Origin of the sequence: Stenotrophomonas sp. A3_2, assembly GCF_036624925.1 — a bacterium.
Taxonomy (GTDB): Bacteria; Pseudomonadota; Gammaproteobacteria; order Xanthomonadales; family Xanthomonadaceae; genus Stenotrophomonas; species Stenotrophomonas hibiscicola.
The window spans coordinates 25,011-42,482 of record NZ_JAZKVY010000126.1 but is presented as its reverse complement, the minus strand read 5'-3'; the positions used below and the strand labels follow the sequence as shown (position 1 = coordinate 42,482).

At 66.2% G+C, this 17,472-nt stretch carries 19 protein-coding genes and 1 tRNA gene; 7 read left to right on the top strand and 13 right to left on the bottom strand.

Features of this window, described 5'->3' with window-relative positions:
• The first annotated feature begins 62 nt into the window (after window positions 1-62).
• On the top strand, window positions 63-755 hold the full coding sequence (locus tag R5H29_RS02740; RefSeq protein WP_332328701.1) for an aspartate/glutamate racemase family protein: 693 nt from the start codon (window positions 63-65) through the stop codon (window positions 753-755).
• Window positions 756-779: 24 nt separating this feature from the next.
• On the opposite strand, the gene R5H29_RS02735 is transcribed toward R5H29_RS02740, so the two are convergent.
• Window positions 780-1,175, bottom strand: coding sequence for a hypothetical protein (locus tag R5H29_RS02735; RefSeq protein WP_134735698.1), 396 nt, complete (start codon window positions 1,173-1,175; stop codon window positions 780-782).
• A gap of 243 nt (window positions 1,176-1,418) precedes the next feature.
• Between R5H29_RS02735 and R5H29_RS02730 the strand changes: the two genes are divergently transcribed.
• The 3 genes from R5H29_RS02730 to R5H29_RS02720 all read left to right on the top strand — a co-directional run bounded on the left by R5H29_RS02730 (window position 1,419) and on the right by R5H29_RS02720 (window position 2,805).
• Window positions 1,419-1,928 carry a DUF3011 domain-containing protein gene (locus tag R5H29_RS02730; RefSeq protein ID WP_332328700.1) on the top strand — a complete coding sequence of 170 codons (510 nt, stop codon included), beginning with the start codon at window positions 1,419-1,421 and terminating at the stop codon, window positions 1,926-1,928.
• Between the two features lie 86 nt (window positions 1,929-2,014).
• Window positions 2,015-2,368, top strand: a complete 354-nt coding sequence (locus tag R5H29_RS02725) for a DUF6713 family protein (RefSeq protein WP_134735697.1) — start codon at window positions 2,015-2,017, stop codon at window positions 2,366-2,368.
• Window positions 2,365-2,805, top strand: a complete 441-nt coding sequence (locus tag R5H29_RS02720) for a GNAT family N-acetyltransferase (protein ID WP_332328712.1) — start codon at window positions 2,365-2,367, stop codon at window positions 2,803-2,805. Before R5H29_RS02725 ends, R5H29_RS02720 begins: the two co-directional genes overlap by 4 nt.
• A gap of 68 nt (window positions 2,806-2,873) precedes the next feature.
• Here R5H29_RS02720 and R5H29_RS02715 read toward each other — a convergent pair.
• The 9 genes from R5H29_RS02715 to thrS form a co-directional block, all read right to left on the bottom strand.
• Window positions 2,874-2,950: transfer RNA gene (locus R5H29_RS02715), tRNA-Pro, on the bottom strand.
• A gap of 68 nt (window positions 2,951-3,018) precedes the next feature.
• Window positions 3,019-3,375: a MerR family transcriptional regulator gene (locus R5H29_RS02710; protein ID WP_005410431.1), complete on the bottom strand. Its 357-nt coding sequence runs from the start codon at window positions 3,373-3,375 to the stop codon at window positions 3,019-3,021.
• Window positions 3,356-3,655 (bottom strand): integration host factor subunit alpha, encoded by a 300-nt coding sequence (locus R5H29_RS02705; protein WP_005410432.1) that lies wholly within the window; start codon window positions 3,653-3,655, stop codon window positions 3,356-3,358. The genes R5H29_RS02710 and R5H29_RS02705 overlap by 20 nt, the downstream gene beginning before the upstream one ends.
• Window positions 3,656-3,682: 27 nt before the next feature.
• The gene (gene pheT / locus R5H29_RS02700; protein ID WP_332328699.1) at window positions 3,683-6,082 is read right to left on the bottom strand and encodes a phenylalanine--tRNA ligase subunit beta; all 2,400 of its coding nucleotides are present in this window, start codon (window positions 6,080-6,082) and stop codon (window positions 3,683-3,685) included.
• Window positions 6,083-6,203: 121 nt separating this feature from the next.
• Window positions 6,204-7,199 (bottom strand): phenylalanine--tRNA ligase subunit alpha, encoded by a 996-nt coding sequence (gene pheS, locus R5H29_RS02695; protein ID WP_021202188.1) that lies wholly within the window; start codon window positions 7,197-7,199, stop codon window positions 6,204-6,206.
• 193 nt (window positions 7,200-7,392) lie between these two features.
• Complete coding sequence (rplT, locus tag R5H29_RS02690) at window positions 7,393-7,752, bottom strand: 50S ribosomal protein L20 (RefSeq protein ID WP_005410435.1); 360 nt, start codon at window positions 7,750-7,752, stop codon at window positions 7,393-7,395.
• A gap of 11 nt (window positions 7,753-7,763) precedes the next feature.
• A complete protein-coding gene (rpmI, locus tag R5H29_RS02685) occupies window positions 7,764-7,961 on the bottom strand; it encodes a 50S ribosomal protein L35 (protein ID WP_005410436.1) in 198 nt (65 codons plus the stop codon).
• Between the two features lie 266 nt (window positions 7,962-8,227).
• Window positions 8,228-8,770, bottom strand: coding sequence for a translation initiation factor IF-3 (gene infC / locus R5H29_RS02680; RefSeq protein ID WP_019660568.1), 543 nt, complete (start codon window positions 8,768-8,770; stop codon window positions 8,228-8,230).
• A 48-nt stretch (window positions 8,771-8,818) separates the two neighbouring features.
• The gene (gene thrS, locus R5H29_RS02675; protein ID WP_332328698.1) at window positions 8,819-10,720 is read right to left on the bottom strand and encodes a threonine--tRNA ligase; all 1,902 of its coding nucleotides are present in this window, start codon (window positions 10,718-10,720) and stop codon (window positions 8,819-8,821) included.
• 430 nt (window positions 10,721-11,150) lie between these two features.
• Between thrS and R5H29_RS02670 the strand changes: the two genes are divergently transcribed.
• The 3 genes from R5H29_RS02670 to R5H29_RS02660 are packed head-to-tail and all read left to right on the top strand — an operon-like array spanning window position 11,151 to window position 13,280.
• The gene (locus tag R5H29_RS02670; protein WP_021202190.1) at window positions 11,151-11,447 is read left to right on the top strand and encodes a hypothetical protein; all 297 of its coding nucleotides are present in this window, start codon (window positions 11,151-11,153) and stop codon (window positions 11,445-11,447) included.
• Window positions 11,447-11,710, top strand: a complete 264-nt coding sequence (locus R5H29_RS02665) for a hypothetical protein (RefSeq protein WP_111097927.1) — start codon at window positions 11,447-11,449, stop codon at window positions 11,708-11,710. The genes R5H29_RS02670 and R5H29_RS02665 overlap by 1 nt, the downstream gene beginning before the upstream one ends.
• Window positions 11,711-11,720: 10 nt before the next feature.
• Window positions 11,721-13,280, top strand: a complete 1,560-nt coding sequence (locus tag R5H29_RS02660) for a PepSY-associated TM helix domain-containing protein (RefSeq protein ID WP_332328697.1) — start codon at window positions 11,721-11,723, stop codon at window positions 13,278-13,280.
• Window positions 13,281-13,304: 24 nt separating this feature from the next.
• On the opposite strand, the gene R5H29_RS02655 is transcribed toward R5H29_RS02660, so the two are convergent.
• From R5H29_RS02655 to pnp, 3 genes are all read right to left on the bottom strand, one after another.
• Entirely contained in the window at window positions 13,305-13,706 is a 402-nt protein-coding gene (locus R5H29_RS02655) for a VOC family protein (RefSeq protein WP_407073517.1), read from the bottom strand.
• Window positions 13,707-13,799: 93 nt separating this feature from the next.
• Complete coding sequence (locus R5H29_RS02650; protein ID WP_332328696.1) at window positions 13,800-14,990, bottom strand: glycoside hydrolase family 18 protein; 1,191 nt, start codon at window positions 14,988-14,990, stop codon at window positions 13,800-13,802.
• Window positions 14,991-15,271: 281 nt separating this feature from the next.
• Window positions 15,272-17,380 (bottom strand): polyribonucleotide nucleotidyltransferase, encoded by a 2,109-nt coding sequence (pnp, locus tag R5H29_RS02645; protein WP_005417884.1) that lies wholly within the window; start codon window positions 17,378-17,380, stop codon window positions 15,272-15,274.
• Between the last annotated feature and the right edge of the window lie 92 nt (window positions 17,381-17,472).

Here is a 17,472-nt window from a genome sequence, read left to right as displayed (position 1 = left end):
TGTGTAGTGCAACTCCCGCATCGGCTGTGCTGCAATGACGGCTCCCCGGCATGGAGCTGTGCATGAAGACCCTTGGCCTGATCGGCGGCATGAGCTGGGAAAGCTCGGCGCAGTATTACCGGCTCATCAACGAGGACGTGCGGCAGCGCCTCGGTGGCGCACATTCGGCGCAGCTGCTGCTGTGGTCGGTGGACTTCGCCCCGATCAAGCAGCTGCAGAACGACGGCGACTGGGATGCACTGGGCGACCACATGGTTGAGGCCGCACGGCGCCTGCAGGCCGGTGGTGCCGAACTGCTGCTGGTCTGCACCAACACCATGCACCAACTGGCCGACCGCATCGAGGCGGCCTGCCCACTGCCACTGCTGCATATCGCCGACCCCACCGCCCAGGCCATCGTGCAGGCAGGCGCGCGAAAGGTGGGCCTGCTCGGCACCGCCTTCACCATGGAGCAGGACTTCTACCGCGGCCGGCTGCAGGATCGCTTCGGATTGGAGGTCCTGGTTCCCGAAGCCGATGATCGTCGCAGCGTGCACGACATCATCTACCAGGAACTGATCGCCGGCGTGGTCAGCGAACACTCACGACAGGTCTACGCCGGCGTGATCGAGAGACTGGTCGCGCGCGGCGCCGAGGCCATCATCCTCGGCTGTACCGAGATCATGCTGCTGGTACGGCCGGAGGACAGCACAGTGCCGCTGTTCGATACCACTGCACTGCATGCGCGGGCCGCCGTGGACGCGGCGCTGGCGTGAATCAATGCGCGCCGGAACGCGGAATCAGTCCGCGCCCTGCACTTCCAGCGCGGTGATCAGCCATTCGACCACCGCCTGGGAATCGCACAGGAAGAAGATGGCATCGCCGGAGCGCGCTTCGGTAAGCAGGCGATAGACCGTGATCGCCACCGCCGACTGGTTGGCGATGAACACTTCCGGGCTGCGCGGCCCTTCGCTGTGGCCGGCAACCGCGTGCAGCGCCTTGCGTGCGGCCACGGTCGCAACCGGGTCCGCGCTGCGGGTCAGTTCCGGCCCGCGCAGGCCCCAGGCAGTGAACACGTGCTTGCCCTTGAACGTGGTGTCCAGGACCCGCACCTCGGCGCTGCCTGCGTCGGCCGAGCGATGAATGACGGTACTGCTGATCAACGCAACCCCCTGTGGTCGTCGTGGTCCGCGCATCCTCCCGCACAGGCCGCCCGCACACCAGTGACGGCAGCCACAGGCTGCGCCGACAGGCGTGGAAGACATGTAAGAAGGTGTAAACCGATGCGATCGGATGTGCAGCGATGATACGGGATGTAAGCCTCTGCATGGGCCCGTGCGCACTACTAAATCCTTACTGAGCCACTTCCGGAACGATGCGTTCCGACGGCCCCGTGCTGGGTCATTCTTGCCGCCCGAATCCCCCGCTCGAGGCTCCCCATGACCCTTCGCCCGCTGCTGCCGATCACCGGTGCCGTCCTTGCCCTGCTGCTGGCCGCCACCGCCATGGCCGCCCAGGACCACGACACTGATCACATTCCAGCGCTGCGCTGCGAATCCCAGTTCAACAAGACCGAGCAATGCCCCATTGAGGGCCCGATGCGCCTGGCCAGGCAACTGTCGGTCACCCGCTGCGTGGAGAACCAGAACTGGGGCCAGAGCCGCCGCACGTTATGGGTGACCGACGGCTGCCGCGCCGAGTTCGTCGCCGACGGATACGGGCGCTGGCCGGGACGTGGCCGTGGCCGTGATCGCGACAACGAGGGTGAACGCCTGGTCTGCGAGTCCTACGAGAACAAGGACAAGGAGTGCCGCATCCGCGTCCGCCACGAGGTGCGGCTGGTCAAGCAGAAATCGGTGACGACCTGCATCGAGGACCGCAACTGGGGCTGGGACCGTCGCGGCGTGTGGGTCAGCGACGGCTGCCGTGCCGAGTTCCGGGTGTATTGACTGCCTGCCACGCGCTGGCTGCAACGCGTAGGCGTGCGTGCAAGGCGGAGTCGATAGACTATGGCCTGCATGGCAGGGAGCACGACATGGAACGATGGTATCTGGCGACGCTGCTGGCGTTGATCCTGCATCAGATCGACGCTGCGTTCTGGCAGGAATGGACCATGTTCCATGTGCCCGGCGGCATCCAGGGCTTCCTGCTGTTCAACCTGTTCGCAGTCGGCGCCGTGCTTTGGGGATATCGCCATACCCTGCTGGGCACCTCCACGGCGCGCGGCTATGCACTGGTTTGTGGTGCGCTCGGCATTGGCACGGCGCTGATCCACCTGGTGTTTGCCCTGCTCGGTCGCAATGAATTCCACCTGCCGCTGTCGATCATCGTCCTGCTCGCCTGTTTTGTATCGGGTGGCGGCCTGTTGCTGCAGCTCCGCCCGCGATAAGCCGGACGTCCCGTTCTCCGTGTCTGCGTAACGGCAGCCCCCAGGACGCGGATGCCTTGATCGCGCTCGACAGCGTGGCAGCCATTGATCCAGAGCGGATCATGCAGATTGGCAACTGCCTGGCACACGGCGGCCTGCAGGTCGCCGAGCAGGACGGCAGGGTCGTTGGCTACCTGGTCATGCATCACCACTTCTTCGGCGAGGCCTTCGTCGAGATGCTGATGGTATCGCGCGAACGGCGCGGCCAAGGCATCGGCACCGCACTGCTGCGGCACGCGATTGCACGGCGCGGTCGCGGCAAGCTGTTCACCTCGACCCATGCCTCCAACATCGGCATGCAGCGACTGCTCGTTGCGTCGGGCTTCATAGACAGCGGCATCGTGCACGGATTGGATGACGGCGACCCGGAGCTGATCTACCGCTTCGCTGAAGACTGATCATCGGCATCAGCAGCGCGTACAAAAAAGCCCACGCATTGCTGCGCAGGCTTCTTGATTCATCACAGTGGTCGGGACGGCCGGATTCGAACCGACGACCCTCTGCCCCCCAGGCAGATGCGCTACCAGGCTGCGCTACGCCCCGACTGATGCTGCGATGTGCCCGCCAGTGCGGCGGGCCGTGAAGTATAGCGGATTACGATGGAAATGGGATCAGCGGCGCAACAACTGCAGCACTTCTTCCAGCTCCATGCGCACCTGCTTGATGATCTGGTTGCTCAGCGCCGATTCCTCGCGGGCATCGGGGCCGTCCAGACGCAGGCGTGCACCACCGATGGTGTAGCCCTGTTCGTACAGCAGGCTGCGGATCTGCCGGACCATCAGCACGTCGTGGCGCTGGTAGTAGCGGCGGTTGCCTCGGCGCTTGGCCGGCTCAAGGCTGGGAAACTCGGTTTCCCAGTAGCGCAGGACGTGCGGCTTGACGTCGCACAGCTCGCTGACTTCACCGATGGTGAAGTAGCGCTTGGCCGGAATCGGCGGTAGTTCGCGGTTACTGCCCGGATCCAGCATAAGCTTCCACCCTCTCCTTGAGCTTCTGGCCCGGACGGAAGGTGACCACCGTACGGGCGGAAATCGGAATTTCCTCGCCGGTCTTGGGGTTGCGACCCGGGCGCTGGTTCTTGCGCCGCAGATCGAAATTACCGAAGCCCGACAGCTTCACCTGACGTCCCTGTTCCAATGCTTCACGCAGCACATCGAAAAACGCGTCGACGAATTCCTTGGCTTCCCGCTTGTTCAGACCGACTTCGTCGAACAGCTTTTCCGCCATCTCCGCCTTGGTCAATGCCATTGCCTGCTACCCCCGAGTGCTGCCCGCTCAGCCGCGGATCCGGGCGTGGTGTTCACGCTCGATGGCAGTGACCGCCTCGGCCACCACCGCTTCCACGTCGCGGTCCGTCAGAGTGCGCGACTTGTCCTGCAAAATCAAGCCCATAGCGAGACTCTTGAATCCCGGCTCGACGCCCTGGCCGACATAGCGGTCGAACAGGTTGAGGTCGCGCAGCAACGGGCCGGCGGCCTGGCGGACGGTCGCCGCCAGATCGGCCCAGGCCACCTGTTCAGGCACCAGGAATGCCAAGTCGCGGCGCACCGCCGGGAAGCGCGACAGTTCGCCGGCACGCGGCAGGCGGCGGGCGGTCAGCGGTTCCAGGTCCAGTTCGAAGGCGTAGACGTCGGCTTCGATGTCCATCGCCCTGGCCAGGCGCGGGTGAACCTGGCCGATCCAGCCGATCGCCACGCCATCGCGCAACACCTCGGCCGAACGCGCCGGGTGGCCGTAGTAGGCGCGGGTGGACGCACGGAACTCCAGCTGCGCGCCACTGGCGGCCGCCAGCGATTCCAGGTCACCCTTCAGGTCATGGAAATCGACCTTGCGGGTCGGCAGGCCCCACTGCACCGCCTGCGCATCACCGCAGACCGCAGCGGCCACGCGCGGGGTTTCCAGCGGTGCCGGCTGGCTTTCGCCAAGCGACGCATCTCCGGCCTGCCGGGCGAACACCCGACCCAGCTCGAACAGGCGCACGCGGCCGAGCTGGCGAGCGGCATTGCGGCCTAGGGTGGCAACCAGGCCCGGCAGCAGCGACGGGCGCATCACCGCCAGTTCGGCCGACAGCGGGTTGGCCAGCGGCACCAGAGCGTCGCGCAGGTGCCACTGGGCCAGCAGTGCGTCGTCGACGAAGGCGAAATTGACGGTTTCCTGCAGGTCGCGAGCGATCAGCTGGCGGCGCACGCTCAGCGCGTCCAGCTGGGTCTCGCTCGGCATCGCCACGCGCGAGGCACCGCCCGGCAGCGTGGTCGGGATCTGCTCGTAACCGTGGATGCGGGCCAGTTCTTCGATCAGGTCCTCTTCGATGGCGATATCGAAGCGGCGGCTCGGCGCGGTGACCTGCCAGCCGTCGGCGGTGGCGGCCACGTCCATGCCCAGCGCACGCAGGATGCGCTCGACTTCGGCATCGTCAATGGTGATGCCAAGCACGCGGGTGATGCGCGTGCGGCGCAGCACGATCGTGGCCGGCTGCGGCAGATCGGCCTCGCGCACAGCTTCGGTGACCGGCGCCGGGGTACCGCCGGCCAGGTCCAGCACCAGGCGGGTGGCGTACTCGATCGCGGTACGCGGCAGTGCCGGATCGACACCGCGCTCGAAGCGGTGGCCGGCATCGGTGTGCAGGCCCAGCTTGCGGCCACGGCCCATGATCGCGGCCGGCGCGAAGTGCGCGGCCTCCAGGAACACGGCGGTGGTCGCGTCGGTGACACGGGTGTCGAAGCCGCCCATCAGGCCGGCCAGGCCGACCGCACGATCGGCGTCGGTGACCACCAGGAAGCTGTCGTCCAGCGCGGCATCGCGGCCGTCCAGCAGCTTCAGCGTCTCGCCCGCGCGCGAACGGCGCACGGCAATGCTGCCCTGCAGGGTGGCCAGGTCGTAGGCATGCATCGGCTGGCCCAGTTCCAGCATCACGTACTGGGTGATGTCGACCAGCAGCGAGACCGGACGCACGCCACTGCGGCGCAGGCGCTCGGCCATCCACAGTGGGGTCTTGGCGGCAGCGTTGACGCCCTCGATCACACGGCCCAGATAACGCGGCGCTTCGGCGCCAGCGTCGAGCTGGATGGCCAGCTCACGGCTGCCGGCAGCCGGAATGGCGTCGGCGGCGAAATCCAGCACTTCACTGCGGGTAGCGGCGGCGACGTCGTAGGCGATGCCGCGCAGGCTGAAGCAGTCGGCGCGGTTCGGGGTCAGCTTGATTTCGATACTGGCGTCCGGCAGGCCCAGGTACTCGACCAGGGTCTGGCCGACCGGGGCGTCATCGGGCAGTTCCAGCAGGCCGGAGGCATCGTTGTCCAGGCCCAGCTCCTTGGCCGAGCACAGCATGCCGTTGGACTCGACGCCACGCAGCTTGGCCGGCTTGATCTTCAGCTCGCCGATCTGCGCACCGACCATCGCCAGTGGCGCGACCAGGCCCGCGCGGGCGTTCGGCGCACCGCAGACGATCTGCAGCAGCTCGCCCTGCCCGGCATCGACCTTGCACACCTGCAGGCGATCGGCTTCCGGGTGGCGCGCGGCCTCGACGATGCGTGCCACGACCACGTGATCGAGGCCTTCGCCCAGCGCGGATACTTCTTCCACTTCCAGGCCGATGGCGGTCAGCACCGCGCTCAGCTCATCGCGCGAGGCGGAGGTCGGGACGTGGCTGCGCAGCCAGTTTTCGGAGAATTTCATGGTGTCACCCTGGTGGGAGGCGTGCCTCCCGTTGCGGTTTTTGTGGTCGCCCAGCGCATGCGCAAGGAGGCGTCCATCCAGAAAGGCAGCCGAGCATGGCCCGGCTCTACACGGTTGCGGCTTACGCGAACTGCTTCAGGAACCGCACATCGTTCTCGAAGAACGCGCGCAGGTCGTTGACGCCGTAGCGCAGCATCGCGAAACGCTCCACGCCCATGCCGAAGGCAAAGCCGGTGTAACGCTCCGGATCGATGCCGACATTGCGCAGCACGTTCGGATGCACCATGCCGCAGCCGAGCACTTCCAGCCAGCGGGTGCTGCCATCGGGCTGCTGCCAGGCGATGTCCACTTCCGCACCCGGTTCGACGAACGGGAAGTAGCTGGGACGGAAGCGCATCTCGAAATCGCGCTCGAAGAACGCGCGCACGAATTCTGCCAGCGTGCCCTTCAGGTCGGCGAAGGTCGAGTGCTCGTCCACCAGCAGGCCTTCGACCTGATGGAACATCGGCGAATGGGTCTGGTCGCTGTCGCTGCGGTACACCTTGCCGGCAGCGATCATGCGCAGCGGCGGCGCGTGGTCGCCCATGTAGCGCACCTGCACACCGGAGGTATGCGTGCGCAGCAGGCGGCCGTCGCCGAAGTAGAAGGTGTCGTGCATGGCGCGCGCCGGGTGGTGCGGCGGGAAATTCAGCGCCTCGAAATTGTGCCAGTCATCCTCGATCTCCGGCCCTTCCGACAGCTCGTAGCCCAGCCGGCCGAAAATACCGGTGATGCGTTCCAGGGTACGGGTGATCGGATGCAGGCCAGCGCGGTCGCCATTGCGGCCCGGCAGGGTGATGTCGATGGCTTCGGCAGCCAGCCGCGCGTCCAGTGCGGCGTCTTCCAGCAGCGCCTTGCGCTCGGCCAGCGCACGGGTCAGTGTGTCGCGGGCCTGGTTGATCGCTTCACCGGCGGCCTTGCGCTCCTCGGCCGGCAGGGTACCGAGCTGCTTGAGCTGCGAGGTGATGCTGCCGCTCTTGCCAAGCAGGGCCACGCGCAGCTGTTCCAGCACGTCAGGGCTCTGTGCGGCGGCCACATCGGCCAGCGCCTGGGTGGTGAGGGATTGGATGTCGCTCATGGGGGGCCGGAACTCCAGTCGATCTGCCATCGCGATGCGCGAAGGGCCGACCCCTGTCGCCACCGCCGTCCCCGCGCTGCCGCTGTGGCCGCACCGGGACCCAAAAAAGAATGGGGAAGGACTTGCGCCCTTCCCCATGCATTGCCTTGACCTGACACCGTTCCGAGTGAACGGTTACGGCATCGGGAAGGACTTATGCCGCCAGCGCGCCCTTGGCCTTTTCGGCCAGCGCAGCAAAACCGGCTGCGTCGTGCACGGCGATGTCAGCCAGGACCTTGCGATCCAGGGTGATGCCGGCCTTCAGCAGGCCGTTCATGAAGCGGCTGTAGCTCAGGCCGTTGATGCGGGCAGCCGCATTGATGCGGGTGATCCACAGCGAACGGAAGTTGCGCTTCTTCTGCTTACGGCCGATGTAGGCGTACTGCTGTGCCTTGATGACCGCCTGCTTGGCAACGCGGAAGACCTTGCGACGGGCGTTGTAGTAGCCCTTGGCGAGATCCAGAATCTTCTTGTGGCGGCGACGCGCCTGTACGCCACGCTTAACTCGTGCCATTTTTCAGTTCCTCAGAGGTAAGGGAGCATGCGGTCCAGACGGCCTGCGTCTTCTGCACGGACATGGCCCGTCTGACGCAGATTACGCTTACGCTTGGTCGCTTTCTTCGTGAGGATGTGGCTACGGTTGGCGTGGCCGCACTTGTACTTGCCCGAGGCGGTCTTGCGGAAACGCTTGGCCGCTGCCCGGTTGGTCTTGATCTTGGGCATTGCAATGTCCTTGATGGGATTTGACCCTGGTTTCTGACTGATCTGGCGGCGGCCTGGGCCGCTCTTTCCGTCCTGCCATGATCGGCGTACGACCCGTCCTGGGTGGGTCGAGCCGGGCATGATACAGGCAAAACGGCCCTGCCACCAGCCCCTGCCCGCCTTTCATCCGCAACCCGCCGGCCCGCCACAAAAGCAAAGGGACGCCAGCGGCGCCCCCTTACCCTGAACCATTCAGCCAGGCGCCCCGAAAGGCAGCCCGTCAGGCCTCAGGTCTTCTTCTTCGGCGCGATCATCATGACCATCTGACGCCCTTCCAGGCGCGGACGGGATTCAATGACGATGTCCTCGCCCAGATCGGCCTCGATCCGGTTGGCCATTTCGCGGCCCAGCTCCTGGTGGCTCATTTCACGGCCACGGAAGCGGATGTTGACCTTGATCTTGTCACCATCTTCGAGGAACCCGCGCATCTTGCGCAGCTTGATCTGGTAGTCGCCCTCGTCCGTGACCGGACGGAACTTCACTTCCTTGATCTCGACCTGCTTGGTCTTCTTCTTGGCCTCGCTGGCCTTCTTCTGCGCTTCGAACTTGAACTTGCCGAAGTCCATGATCTTGCAGACCGGCGGATCGGCCTGCGGCTGGATTTCGACCAGGTCCAGGCCTTCATCTTCGGCCATGGACAGCGCTTCGTCGCGCGACAACACGCCGATCATTTCTCCGTCACTGCCGATCACGCGGACGCGCGGCACACGGATTTCCTGATTCTTGCGGTTCTGTTTGTTGTCAGGGGTGCTGATATTACGTTCTCCCAAGGGTATCGAACCGGCCCGGGTGCCTGTGCCCCCGGACCGGACCTTTGCTTACGCGCCCTCGGCGTGGAGCCGCTCGATGAAGGCCTGCAGGCTCATGCTGCCCAGGTCTTCGCCAGAACGCGTACGCACCGCCACAGCCCCATTTTCCTTCTCGCGGTCACCGATGACCAGCAGGTAGGGCACGCGCTGCAACGTATGCTCGCGGATTTTATAGCCGATCTTCTCGTTACGCAAATCCGAGCTGACGCGGAAGCCTTGCTCCGCAAGGGTTTTGGTCACGCCCGAGACATAGTCGGCCTGGGCGTCGGTGATGTTGGCCACCACCACCTGGGTCGGCGCCAGCCAGGCCGGGAACTGGCCGGCATGGTGTTCGATCAGGATGCCCAGGAAACGCTCCATCGAGCCGACGATGGCCCGGTGCAGCATGACCGGGTGCTTCTTCTGGCTGTTCTCGTCCACGTACTCGGCGCCCAGGCGGCCCGGCATCATGAAGTCGACCTGCATCGTGCCCAGCTGCCAGGTACGGCCGATGGCATCCTTCAGGTGGTACTCGATCTTCGGGCCGTAGAAGGCGCCCTCGCCCGGCAGCTCCTGCCATTCCACGCCACAGGCGGTCAGCGCCGAGCGCAGCGCGCCTTCGGCCTTGTCCCAGGTGGCGTCGTCACCCAGGCGCGATTCCGGGCGCAGCGCGATCTTGATCTGGATCTCGTCGAAGCCGAAGTGCTGGTAGACCGCCAGCGCCTGCTGGTGGAAGGCGGTCACTTCCGACTCGATCTGGTTTTCCGTGCAGAACACGTGGCCGTCGTCCTGGGTGAAGCCACGCACGCGCAGGATGCCGTGCAGCGCGCCGGACGGCTCGTTGCGGTGGCACGACCCGAACTCGCCGTAGCGGATCGGCAGGTCGCGGTAGCTGTGCAGGCCCTGGTTGAACACCTGGATGTGGCCCGGGCAGTTCATCGGCTTGACCGCGTAAGTGCGTTTCTCCGATTCGGTGAAGAACATGTTGTCCTGGTAGTTGTCCCAGTGGCCGGACTTCTTCCACAGGCTCACGTCCAGAATCTGCGGGCAACGCACTTCGCCATAGCCGCTGTTGCGGTAGACCTTGCGCATGTACTGCTCCACCACCTGCCACAGCGCCCAGCCCTTCGGGTGCCAGAACACCAGGCCCGGGGCTTCTTCCTGCAGGTGGAACAGGTCCTGCTGCTTGCCAATGCGGCGGTGGTCGCGCATTTCGGCTTCTTCGATGCGCTTGATGTACGCCTCCAGCTGCTTCTTGTCGGCCCAGGCGGTGCCGTAGATGCGCTGCAGCTGCTCGTTCTGCGCGTCACCGCGCCAGTAGGCGCCGGAGATGCGGGTCAGCTTGAAGGCCTTCAGGAAGCGCGTGTTCGGCACGTGCGGGCCGCGGCACATGTCCACGTATTCCTGGTGGTAGTACATGCCCATCGCCTGGATGTCGTCGGCCATGTCCTCGATCAGGCGCAGCTTGTAGTCCTCGCCACGGGCCTTGAAGATCTCGACCACTTCGGCGCGCGGCGTCATCTTCTTGATGACGTCGTAGTCCTGGGCGATCAGTTCACCCATGCGCTTCTCGATCGCGGCCATGTCGTCCGGGGTGAACGGGCGCTCGGAATAGATGTCGTAGTAGAAGCCTTCGGCGATCACCGGACCGATCACCATCTTCACATCCGGGTACAGCTGCTTGACGGCGTGGCCGACCAGGTGGGCGCAGGAGTGGCGGATGATCTCCACGCCCTCCTCGTCCTTGGCGGTGATGATGCGCAGGCTGGCGTCGCGGTCGATGACGTCGCTGGCATCGACCAGCACGCCATCCACGGCACCGGCGATGGTGGCCTTGGCCAGGCCGGCGCCGATCGACTGGGCAACCTCCATGACGCTCACAGGGTTTTCGAATTCGCGGCGGCTGCCGTCGGGAAGGGTAATGTTGATCATCGCAGTGGCTTCGTGCGGGGCCCGCCGGGCGGGCTGGAAAGCGTTCCCGGGCCGTTGCCTGGGCAATAAAAAAGCGCCGCGAGGGCGCCTGGAACGCAGGGCCTTCGGGGGCAGGTCAACAGTGGGCGGTGGTAGTGCTCATGTCGCACGCTCGGCCGGCGCTGGGCGCGGGCCACCTTGTTCCAGTCAGGGGTTCTGCGATGATCTTAAACCAGCGCACCGGAAAGCCCAAGGGCCACCGTACGGCCCGCTGAATGAGCCGCGCTGGCGGCGTGAAAACGCAATGATTACCATGTGCGCGCAGCCCGCCCCGTGCCAGCCTGCCCGCTTTCCCCCAGGACCTCGTGATGCGCCACCCGCTTCGACCGGCTGCCGCCGGCCCCGCCCGTGCCCCGCGTTCGCCGACCCGCCGCCGCGCAGGCTGCCCGCGATGATCACCGTCGGCCTCTCCACGCTGGGTTTCTGCAGCCTGGGCATGCTGGCGGCAATGTTCTCGGCACTGGCCTTCTATGCGGCCTCGCCCCACTGCCGCTGGCCGCGCCTGCGCCGCGCCGGCCGCCTGGGCCGCCAGATCGGCCTGGTCGCCGCTGCCGCCGCGCTGTGGCTGTGGATGGCCGAGCTCGGCTTTGCCGCCGGCCTGGTGGCGATGTTGTGCACCTGGATGCTCGCGGCGATGCTGCTGCCGGCGCTGGCCGCCTGGCACCGACCGGGCACGGAGTTGCCCTGATGTGGGCGCGCGCCTTCGCCGGCATCATCGTCGGCTTCCTGCTTGCAGCCGCCGTTACCGGCCTGCTGGCCTGGCTTCCGCCGGGCCCTTGGCAGCGAGCGCTGGTACCTACCCTGATCGCCTTCATCCCGCTGTGGATGCTGGCCGCCCTGTGGGCGTTCAGCTTCCGCAGCGCGCTGCGCGCCTGGCTGGTGCTGGGCGGCAGCGCCGCCACCGGCTTCGTCGTGCTCGGGCTGCTGCGCCTGACCGGCGCGGTGCAATGAGATCCACGCCATGAAGTTCAGTTCGCAGACCCTGCGCACGTTCACCACCCTGCACACCTGGGTCGGCCTGGTGGCCGGCTTCGGCCTGTTCGTGGCTTTCTACGCAGGCTCGCTGACCCTGTTCCACCATGACCTGCCGCGGTGGCAGACACCGGGCGCCGCCACGGCACTCCCGGCCAGCCTGGATGACGCCCAGTACCTGCTGGAGGACGTGCTGGCGGCGCATCCGGAAGCGCGCCGCCACGTCGGCATGACCTTCCCCGGCACCGAACACCCGCAGCCTCTGGCGTACTGGCAGGCCGATGACGGCAGCTGGCGCTATGCGTGGCCGGGGCAGATCGCCGGCAGCCCCGCGCCGCCGCAGTCCGGACTGGCCGAACTGGTCAACGAACTGCACTACAGTCTCGGCCTGCCGGTGGCCGGCATCTACGTGATGGGCATCGTCAGCCTGCTGTATGGCATGGCGTTGCTGAGCGGCCTGGTGATCCACCTGCCCAGGCTGCTCGGCGACCTGTTTGCACTGCGGCCGGGTCGCAACCTGAAGCAGCTGTGGCAGGACGCGCACAACGTGGTCGGTGTGCTCAGCCTGCCCTTCCACCTGATGTTCGCGGTCACCGGCGCCCTGCTCTGCCTGGTGTTCGTGCAGATGGCCCTGCTCAACCCGCTGATCTACGACGGCAACGCGCTGCAGGCAGTACCGACTGCGATGGACACCGCGCCGGTGCGAAATGCCACTGGCATCCCGGCACCGCCGGGCAGCCTGCGCGTGCTGCATGCGCGCGCACTTGAAGTGGCCCGCGCACAGGGCGTGGCCAACTTCGAACCGGCCTATCTGAAGCTGGCCAATGGCGGCGATGCCAACGCGACGATCGAGATCACCGGCGAGGCCAGCGGCACCCTCGGCCCGCTTGGTGCCGTGGCATTGGACGTCGCCACCGGCAATCTGCTCGCGTCGCAGCTGCCGGGCCAGCGCGACGCCAACCACGCCACGCTCAGCGCCGCCTACGCGTTGCACTTCGGCGAATTCGGCAATGGCGTGGTGGTCTGGCTGTACTTCCTGCTCGGACTCGGCGGTGCGTTCCTGTTCTACTCCGGCAACCTGCTGTGGATCGAGTCGCGGCGCAAGCGTCGCCAGCCGCAACAGCCACGTGCCGGTGTGAACATGGCGCGGGCCACGGTCGGCGTGTGCATCGGCCTGTGCGTGGCGATCTCGATCGCGTTCGGCACCGCACTGGTGCTGGAGCGGCTGGCACCGTCGGCGGTCGACCACGGCATCCGCTGGGCCTGCTTCGGCAGTTGGGCGGCCTGCGCGCTATGGGCCACGCTGCGCCGCCCGGCGCAGGCCGCGCGCGAACTGCTGTGGGCGGCGGCGGTCAGTACCGCGCTGGTGCCGGTACTGCACGGCGCACTCAATGGTGACTGGCTGTGGCGCGCCGCCGCAGGGGGGCACTGGCCGCTGTTCTGGGTCGATGCCATCGCGCTGGCGATGGCCTTCGGCTTCGCGCGTCTGGCCGTGGCCAGCCAGCGTCGTGCCCGCAACGGCGATCCGAACAGCGTCTGGGCGAACTGAAGCGTGGCCGGGCATGGCCCGGCGCTACCGGAGCAGGTGCGCTTCGTCTAGGTAATGGCTGACTTCGATCAGGTTGCCATCCGGGTCGCGGAAGTACACCGATTCGATCGGACCCTGTGCGCCGGTGCGGGCCACCGGCCCCTCCTCCACCGCGACCGCCTGCGCCTGCAGGTGCACCAGCACATCGGCCGTGGCGGTACGCGTGACCAGGCACAGGTCGGCACTGCCCGGCGTGGGTCGTAACGCATGCGGCTGCAACGGGGCGCTGGCCGGATGCAGGTTGATCTTCTGCTGGCCGAACTGCAGCGCGGTGCGGCCCGCGCCGAAGCGCACGACCTGCATGCCGAGCACGCGCTGGTAGAAATCACAGCTGCGGTCGATGTCGGCGACGGTAAGGACCAGATGGTCCAGGCGTTCGAGATGGATCATGCCCGCAGCGTAACGCTGTGGGCATGGACATGCTGTGCGGGGTTGGGCCGATGGCGTTGCGGCATTGCGCCGGGCATCGCCTGATGCAGCTCAATCGCCGATGCGCGCTTTCTGCCAGGGGCCCAGCATGGCGTTGAGCAGGCTGGCCTGCTCGTCGTCGCCGGTCAGCTCCCACATGAACACGCCGGCCAGGCCCTGTTCGCGGGCGAACTGCGCACGCAGCCCGATCGAGCGCGGGTCTTCATAGCTGATGAAGACCTTCTGTTCGGCGTTGTACAGCCACGGGCTCTGCGCCTGCGGCTGCCAGTGCCTGGTCCAGCCCGGCTGGTCGAGATAGCGCGCCTTGATCACCCGCCAGTCGCCCGCATCGGCCGGTGCGCTGTAGGGCTGGTACAACCCATCCGGGGCATCGCCGGTGACCTTGAAGCCGCGCCCGTAGAACGGCACGCCCAGCACCAGCTTGTCGGCCGGTACGCCGTGGTCGCGGTAGAACTGCACGGCACCGGCCACGTTGTTCCAGCGCCGCAGTTCCGGCGCCAGCGGGTCGGCCGCCACCTCATGCAGCGGCGCGTTGAAGGTCGACACCGCCGAGAAGCCGGTGCCCATGTCGTAGCTCATCAGGTTGATGAAATCGAACACCTTGGCCAGCGCCGGCAGGTCGTAGCTCGCCGCCGGATCGTAGGGGCCATCGGTCTGCAGGCGACCGGCGGCCAGCGCGGCGGTCAGCAGCATCGACTGCCCCGTCCTGCGGCCGCGCGCATCGAGTGCCACGCGGAACGCCTGCGCGAGCCGGGTCAGATTGACGCGATCCTGCGGGCGATGCGCCAGCTCCTTCGGTCCGCCACTGACCGGGAACTCCCAATCGATGTCCACCCCGTCGAAACTGCCGGCATGGCGATCGAAGAACAGCGCCATGCACGAATCGACCAAGCGCTTGCGGCTGGCCTCGGTCAGCGCTGCATCGGAGAACCCACCGGCACCCCAGCCACCGATCGAAATCAGCGTGCGCAGGTGCGGATGCGCCTTCTTGAGTTCGGCCAGTGCGGCGAAATTCTTCGGCGCTTCCGCACCGATCGTGCAGCGCCCGTCCTCGATGGTGGAGAACGCATAGAACAGATGCGTCAGGCGCTCGGCTGGAATGCTCGAGACCGGATAGCGTTCGGCCGAGCCGCCCGGGTAGTAGGCGCCGAAGATCGGCGGCTGCGCGGGCGCCGCGTGCGCGGCGATGGGCAAGACACCGGCAATCAGCACGGCAAGGACGGCCACGGTCTGGCGGAACATGGAGATCTCCCGGTTCGAAGGCGCCGCCACGTTAGCAAACCGATGGGGCTGCGGTACGGGTATCGCGGCATGTCGTCCCATGGACAGGCGCGATCCGTGCAACCGAGACAGAACGATGGCCGCGTGGCGGCGATCATGCACTGCAGCAGGACATGCAGCGACCTGGATGAGCTTCTCTTCGCAACAACGAGGCAAAGAAAAAGCGGGCCGAAGCCCGCTTTTTCATTTGCGAAAGCGTGAGGACCAACGGTCCTCACCCACCGCACGATCAGCAGTACCGATTATTCGGCGCTGGCGCCTTCGCCTTCTTCGACTGCCTTCATCGACAGGCGGATACGGCCCTGCTTGTCGACTTCCAGCACCTTGACCTTGACCACATCGCCTTCCTTCAGCTTGTCGCCGACCTTCTCGACGCGCTCGCTGGAGATCTGCGAGACGTGGACCAGGCCATCCTTGCCCGGCAGGATGGTGACGAACGCACCGAAGTCCATGATCTTGGCGACCTTGCCTTCGTAGATGCGGCCCGGCTCGACGTCCGAGGTGATCTGCTCGATGCGGGCCTTGGCAGCCTGGGCAGCGATGGCGTTGACCGACGCGATGACGATGGTGCCGTCGTCCTGGATGTCGATCTGGGTGCCGGTTTCCTTGGTGATGGCCTGGATGGTCGAGCCGCCCTTGCCGATCACTTCGCGGATCTTGTCCGGGTGGATCTTGATGGTCAGCAGGCGCGGCGCGTAGTCCGACAGCTCTTCACGCGGAGCGGTCAGGCCGTGGGCCATCTCGCCCAGGATGTGCAGGCGGCCAGCCTTGGCCTGCTGCAGGGCCTGCTTCATGATTTCTTCGGTGATGCCTTCGATCTTGATGTCCATCTGCAGGGCGGAGATGCCCTCAGCGGTACCGGCCACCTTGAAGTCCATGTCGCCCAGGTGATCTTCGTCACCCAGGATGTCGGACAGGACCACGAAACGATCGCCTTCCTTGACCAGACCCATGGCGATACCGGCCACCGGGGCCTTCACCGGCACGCCGGCGTCCATCAGGGCCAGCGACGAGCCGCAGACCGAGGCCATCGACGAGGAACCGTTCGACTCGGTGATTTCCGAAACGACGCGGATGGTGTACGGGAAGGCTTCCAGCGACGGCATGACAGCCAGCACGCCGCGCTTGGCCAGACGACCGTGGCCGATTTCGCGGCGCTTCGGGCCCATCATGCGGCCGCACTCGCCCACCGAGAACGGAGGGAAGTTGTAGTGGAACAGGAAGTTTTCCTTGTACTCACCGGCAACGGCGTCGATGACCTGGCCATCACGGGCGGTGCCCAGGGTGATGGTCACGATGGCCTGGGTTTCGCCGCGGGTGAACAGCGAGGAACCGTGGGTACGCGGCAGCACGCCGGTCTTCACGGTGATCGGGCGGACGGTGTCCAGCGCACGGCCGTCGATGCGGACCTTGGTGTCCAGCACCGAGTCACGCATGGTGCGGTATTCCAGCTCGCCGAATTCCTTCGACAGCTCGGCCGGGTTCCAGCCTTCGGCGGCCACGCGACCCGCCAGGGCTTCGAATACGTCCTTCTTGATCGCCGAGATGGCGTCGCGGCGCTGCAGCTTGTCACGCACCTGGAAGGCTTCGCCCAGGCGCGGGCCGATGGCTTCCTTCAGGGCGGAGATCAGCGCGTCGTTCTTGGCCGGGGCTTCCCAGGTCGACGGCTTGGTGCCGGCTTCGACGGTCAGCTCGTTGATCGCGTTGATGACCTTCTGCATTTCGCGGTGACCGAAGGTCACGGCGCCCAGCATCACTTCTTCGGACAGCAGCGCGGCTTCGGATTCGACCATCAGCACGGCGTTGGAGGTACCGGCGACGACCAGTTCCAGCTGCGAGTCAGCCAGTTCGCTGACGGTCGGGTTCAGGATGTACTCGCCGTTCTTGTAACCGACCTTGGCAGCGCCGATCGGACCCATGAACGGGGTACCGGCCAGGGCCAGGGCAGCCGAGGCACCGATCAGGGCCGGGATGTCACCGTCCACGTCCGGGTTCAGCGACATCACCGTGGCGATGATCTGCACTTCGTTCTTGTAGTCCTCCGGGAACAGCGGGCGGATCGGACGGTCGATCAGGCGCGAGATCAGCGTTTCCTTCTCGGTCGCACGGCCTTCACGCTTGAAGAAACCACCCGGGATACGGCCGCCGGCGTAGAACTTTTCCTGATAATCGACGGTCAGCGGGAAGAAGTCCTGGCCTTCGCGCGCGCTCTTGGCGGCGACGGCGGTGACCAGCAGTACGGTGTCGTCCATCTTGACGATGACGGCACCGCTGGCCTGGCGGGCGACTTCGCCGGTCTCAAGCGTGACGGTGTGCTTGCCGTACTGGAAGGTTTTGGTGATTTTTGCCACGGAGGGTGTCCTTGGGGATGCTGTCTGCGAATTTGGACCGTCGGCGACCCTTGCCGCCAGCGGGTGACCGGATCGTTCCGGCCTGAATCGGG

Bases quoted from the DNA above. Each gene is read 5' to 3' on its own strand.
- R5H29_RS02735 (WP_134735698.1), bottom strand. From the start codon at position 1,175: ATGCGCGGACCACGACGACCACAGGGGGTTGCGTTGATCAGCAGTACC.
- rplT (WP_005410435.1), bottom strand. From the start codon at position 7,752: ATGGCACGAGTTAAGCGTGGCGTACAGGCGCGTCGCCGCCACAAGAAG.
- pheS (WP_021202188.1), bottom strand. From the start codon at position 7,199: ATGAGCGACATCCAATCCCTCACCACCCAGGCGCTGGCCGATGTGGCC.
- R5H29_RS02740 (WP_332328701.1), top strand. From the start codon at position 63: ATGAAGACCCTTGGCCTGATCGGCGGCATGAGCTGGGAAAGCTCGGCG.
- thrS (WP_332328698.1), bottom strand. From the start codon at position 10,720: ATGATCAACATTACCCTTCCCGACGGCAGCCGCCGCGAATTCGAAAAC.
- R5H29_RS02660 (WP_332328697.1), top strand. From the start codon at position 11,721: ATGAAGTTCAGTTCGCAGACCCTGCGCACGTTCACCACCCTGCACACC.
- R5H29_RS02730 (WP_332328700.1), top strand. From the start codon at position 1,419: ATGACCCTTCGCCCGCTGCTGCCGATCACCGGTGCCGTCCTTGCCCTG.
- R5H29_RS02665 (WP_111097927.1), top strand. From the start codon at position 11,447: ATGTGGGCGCGCGCCTTCGCCGGCATCATCGTCGGCTTCCTGCTTGCA.
- rpmI (WP_005410436.1), bottom strand. From the start codon at position 7,961: ATGCCCAAGATCAAGACCAACCGGGCAGCGGCCAAGCGTTTCCGCAAG.
- R5H29_RS02670 (WP_021202190.1), top strand. From the start codon at position 11,151: ATGATCACCGTCGGCCTCTCCACGCTGGGTTTCTGCAGCCTGGGCATG.
- R5H29_RS02705 (WP_005410432.1), bottom strand. From the start codon at position 3,655: ATGGCATTGACCAAGGCGGAGATGGCGGAAAAGCTGTTCGACGAAGTC.
- R5H29_RS02710 (WP_005410431.1), bottom strand. From the start codon at position 3,375: ATGCTGGATCCGGGCAGTAACCGCGAACTACCGCCGATTCCGGCCAAG.
- R5H29_RS02650 (WP_332328696.1), bottom strand. From the start codon at position 14,990: ATGTTCCGCCAGACCGTGGCCGTCCTTGCCGTGCTGATTGCCGGTGTC.
- pheT (WP_332328699.1), bottom strand. From the start codon at position 6,082: ATGAAATTCTCCGAAAACTGGCTGCGCAGCCACGTCCCGACCTCCGCC.
- R5H29_RS02725 (WP_134735697.1), top strand. From the start codon at position 2,015: ATGGAACGATGGTATCTGGCGACGCTGCTGGCGTTGATCCTGCATCAG.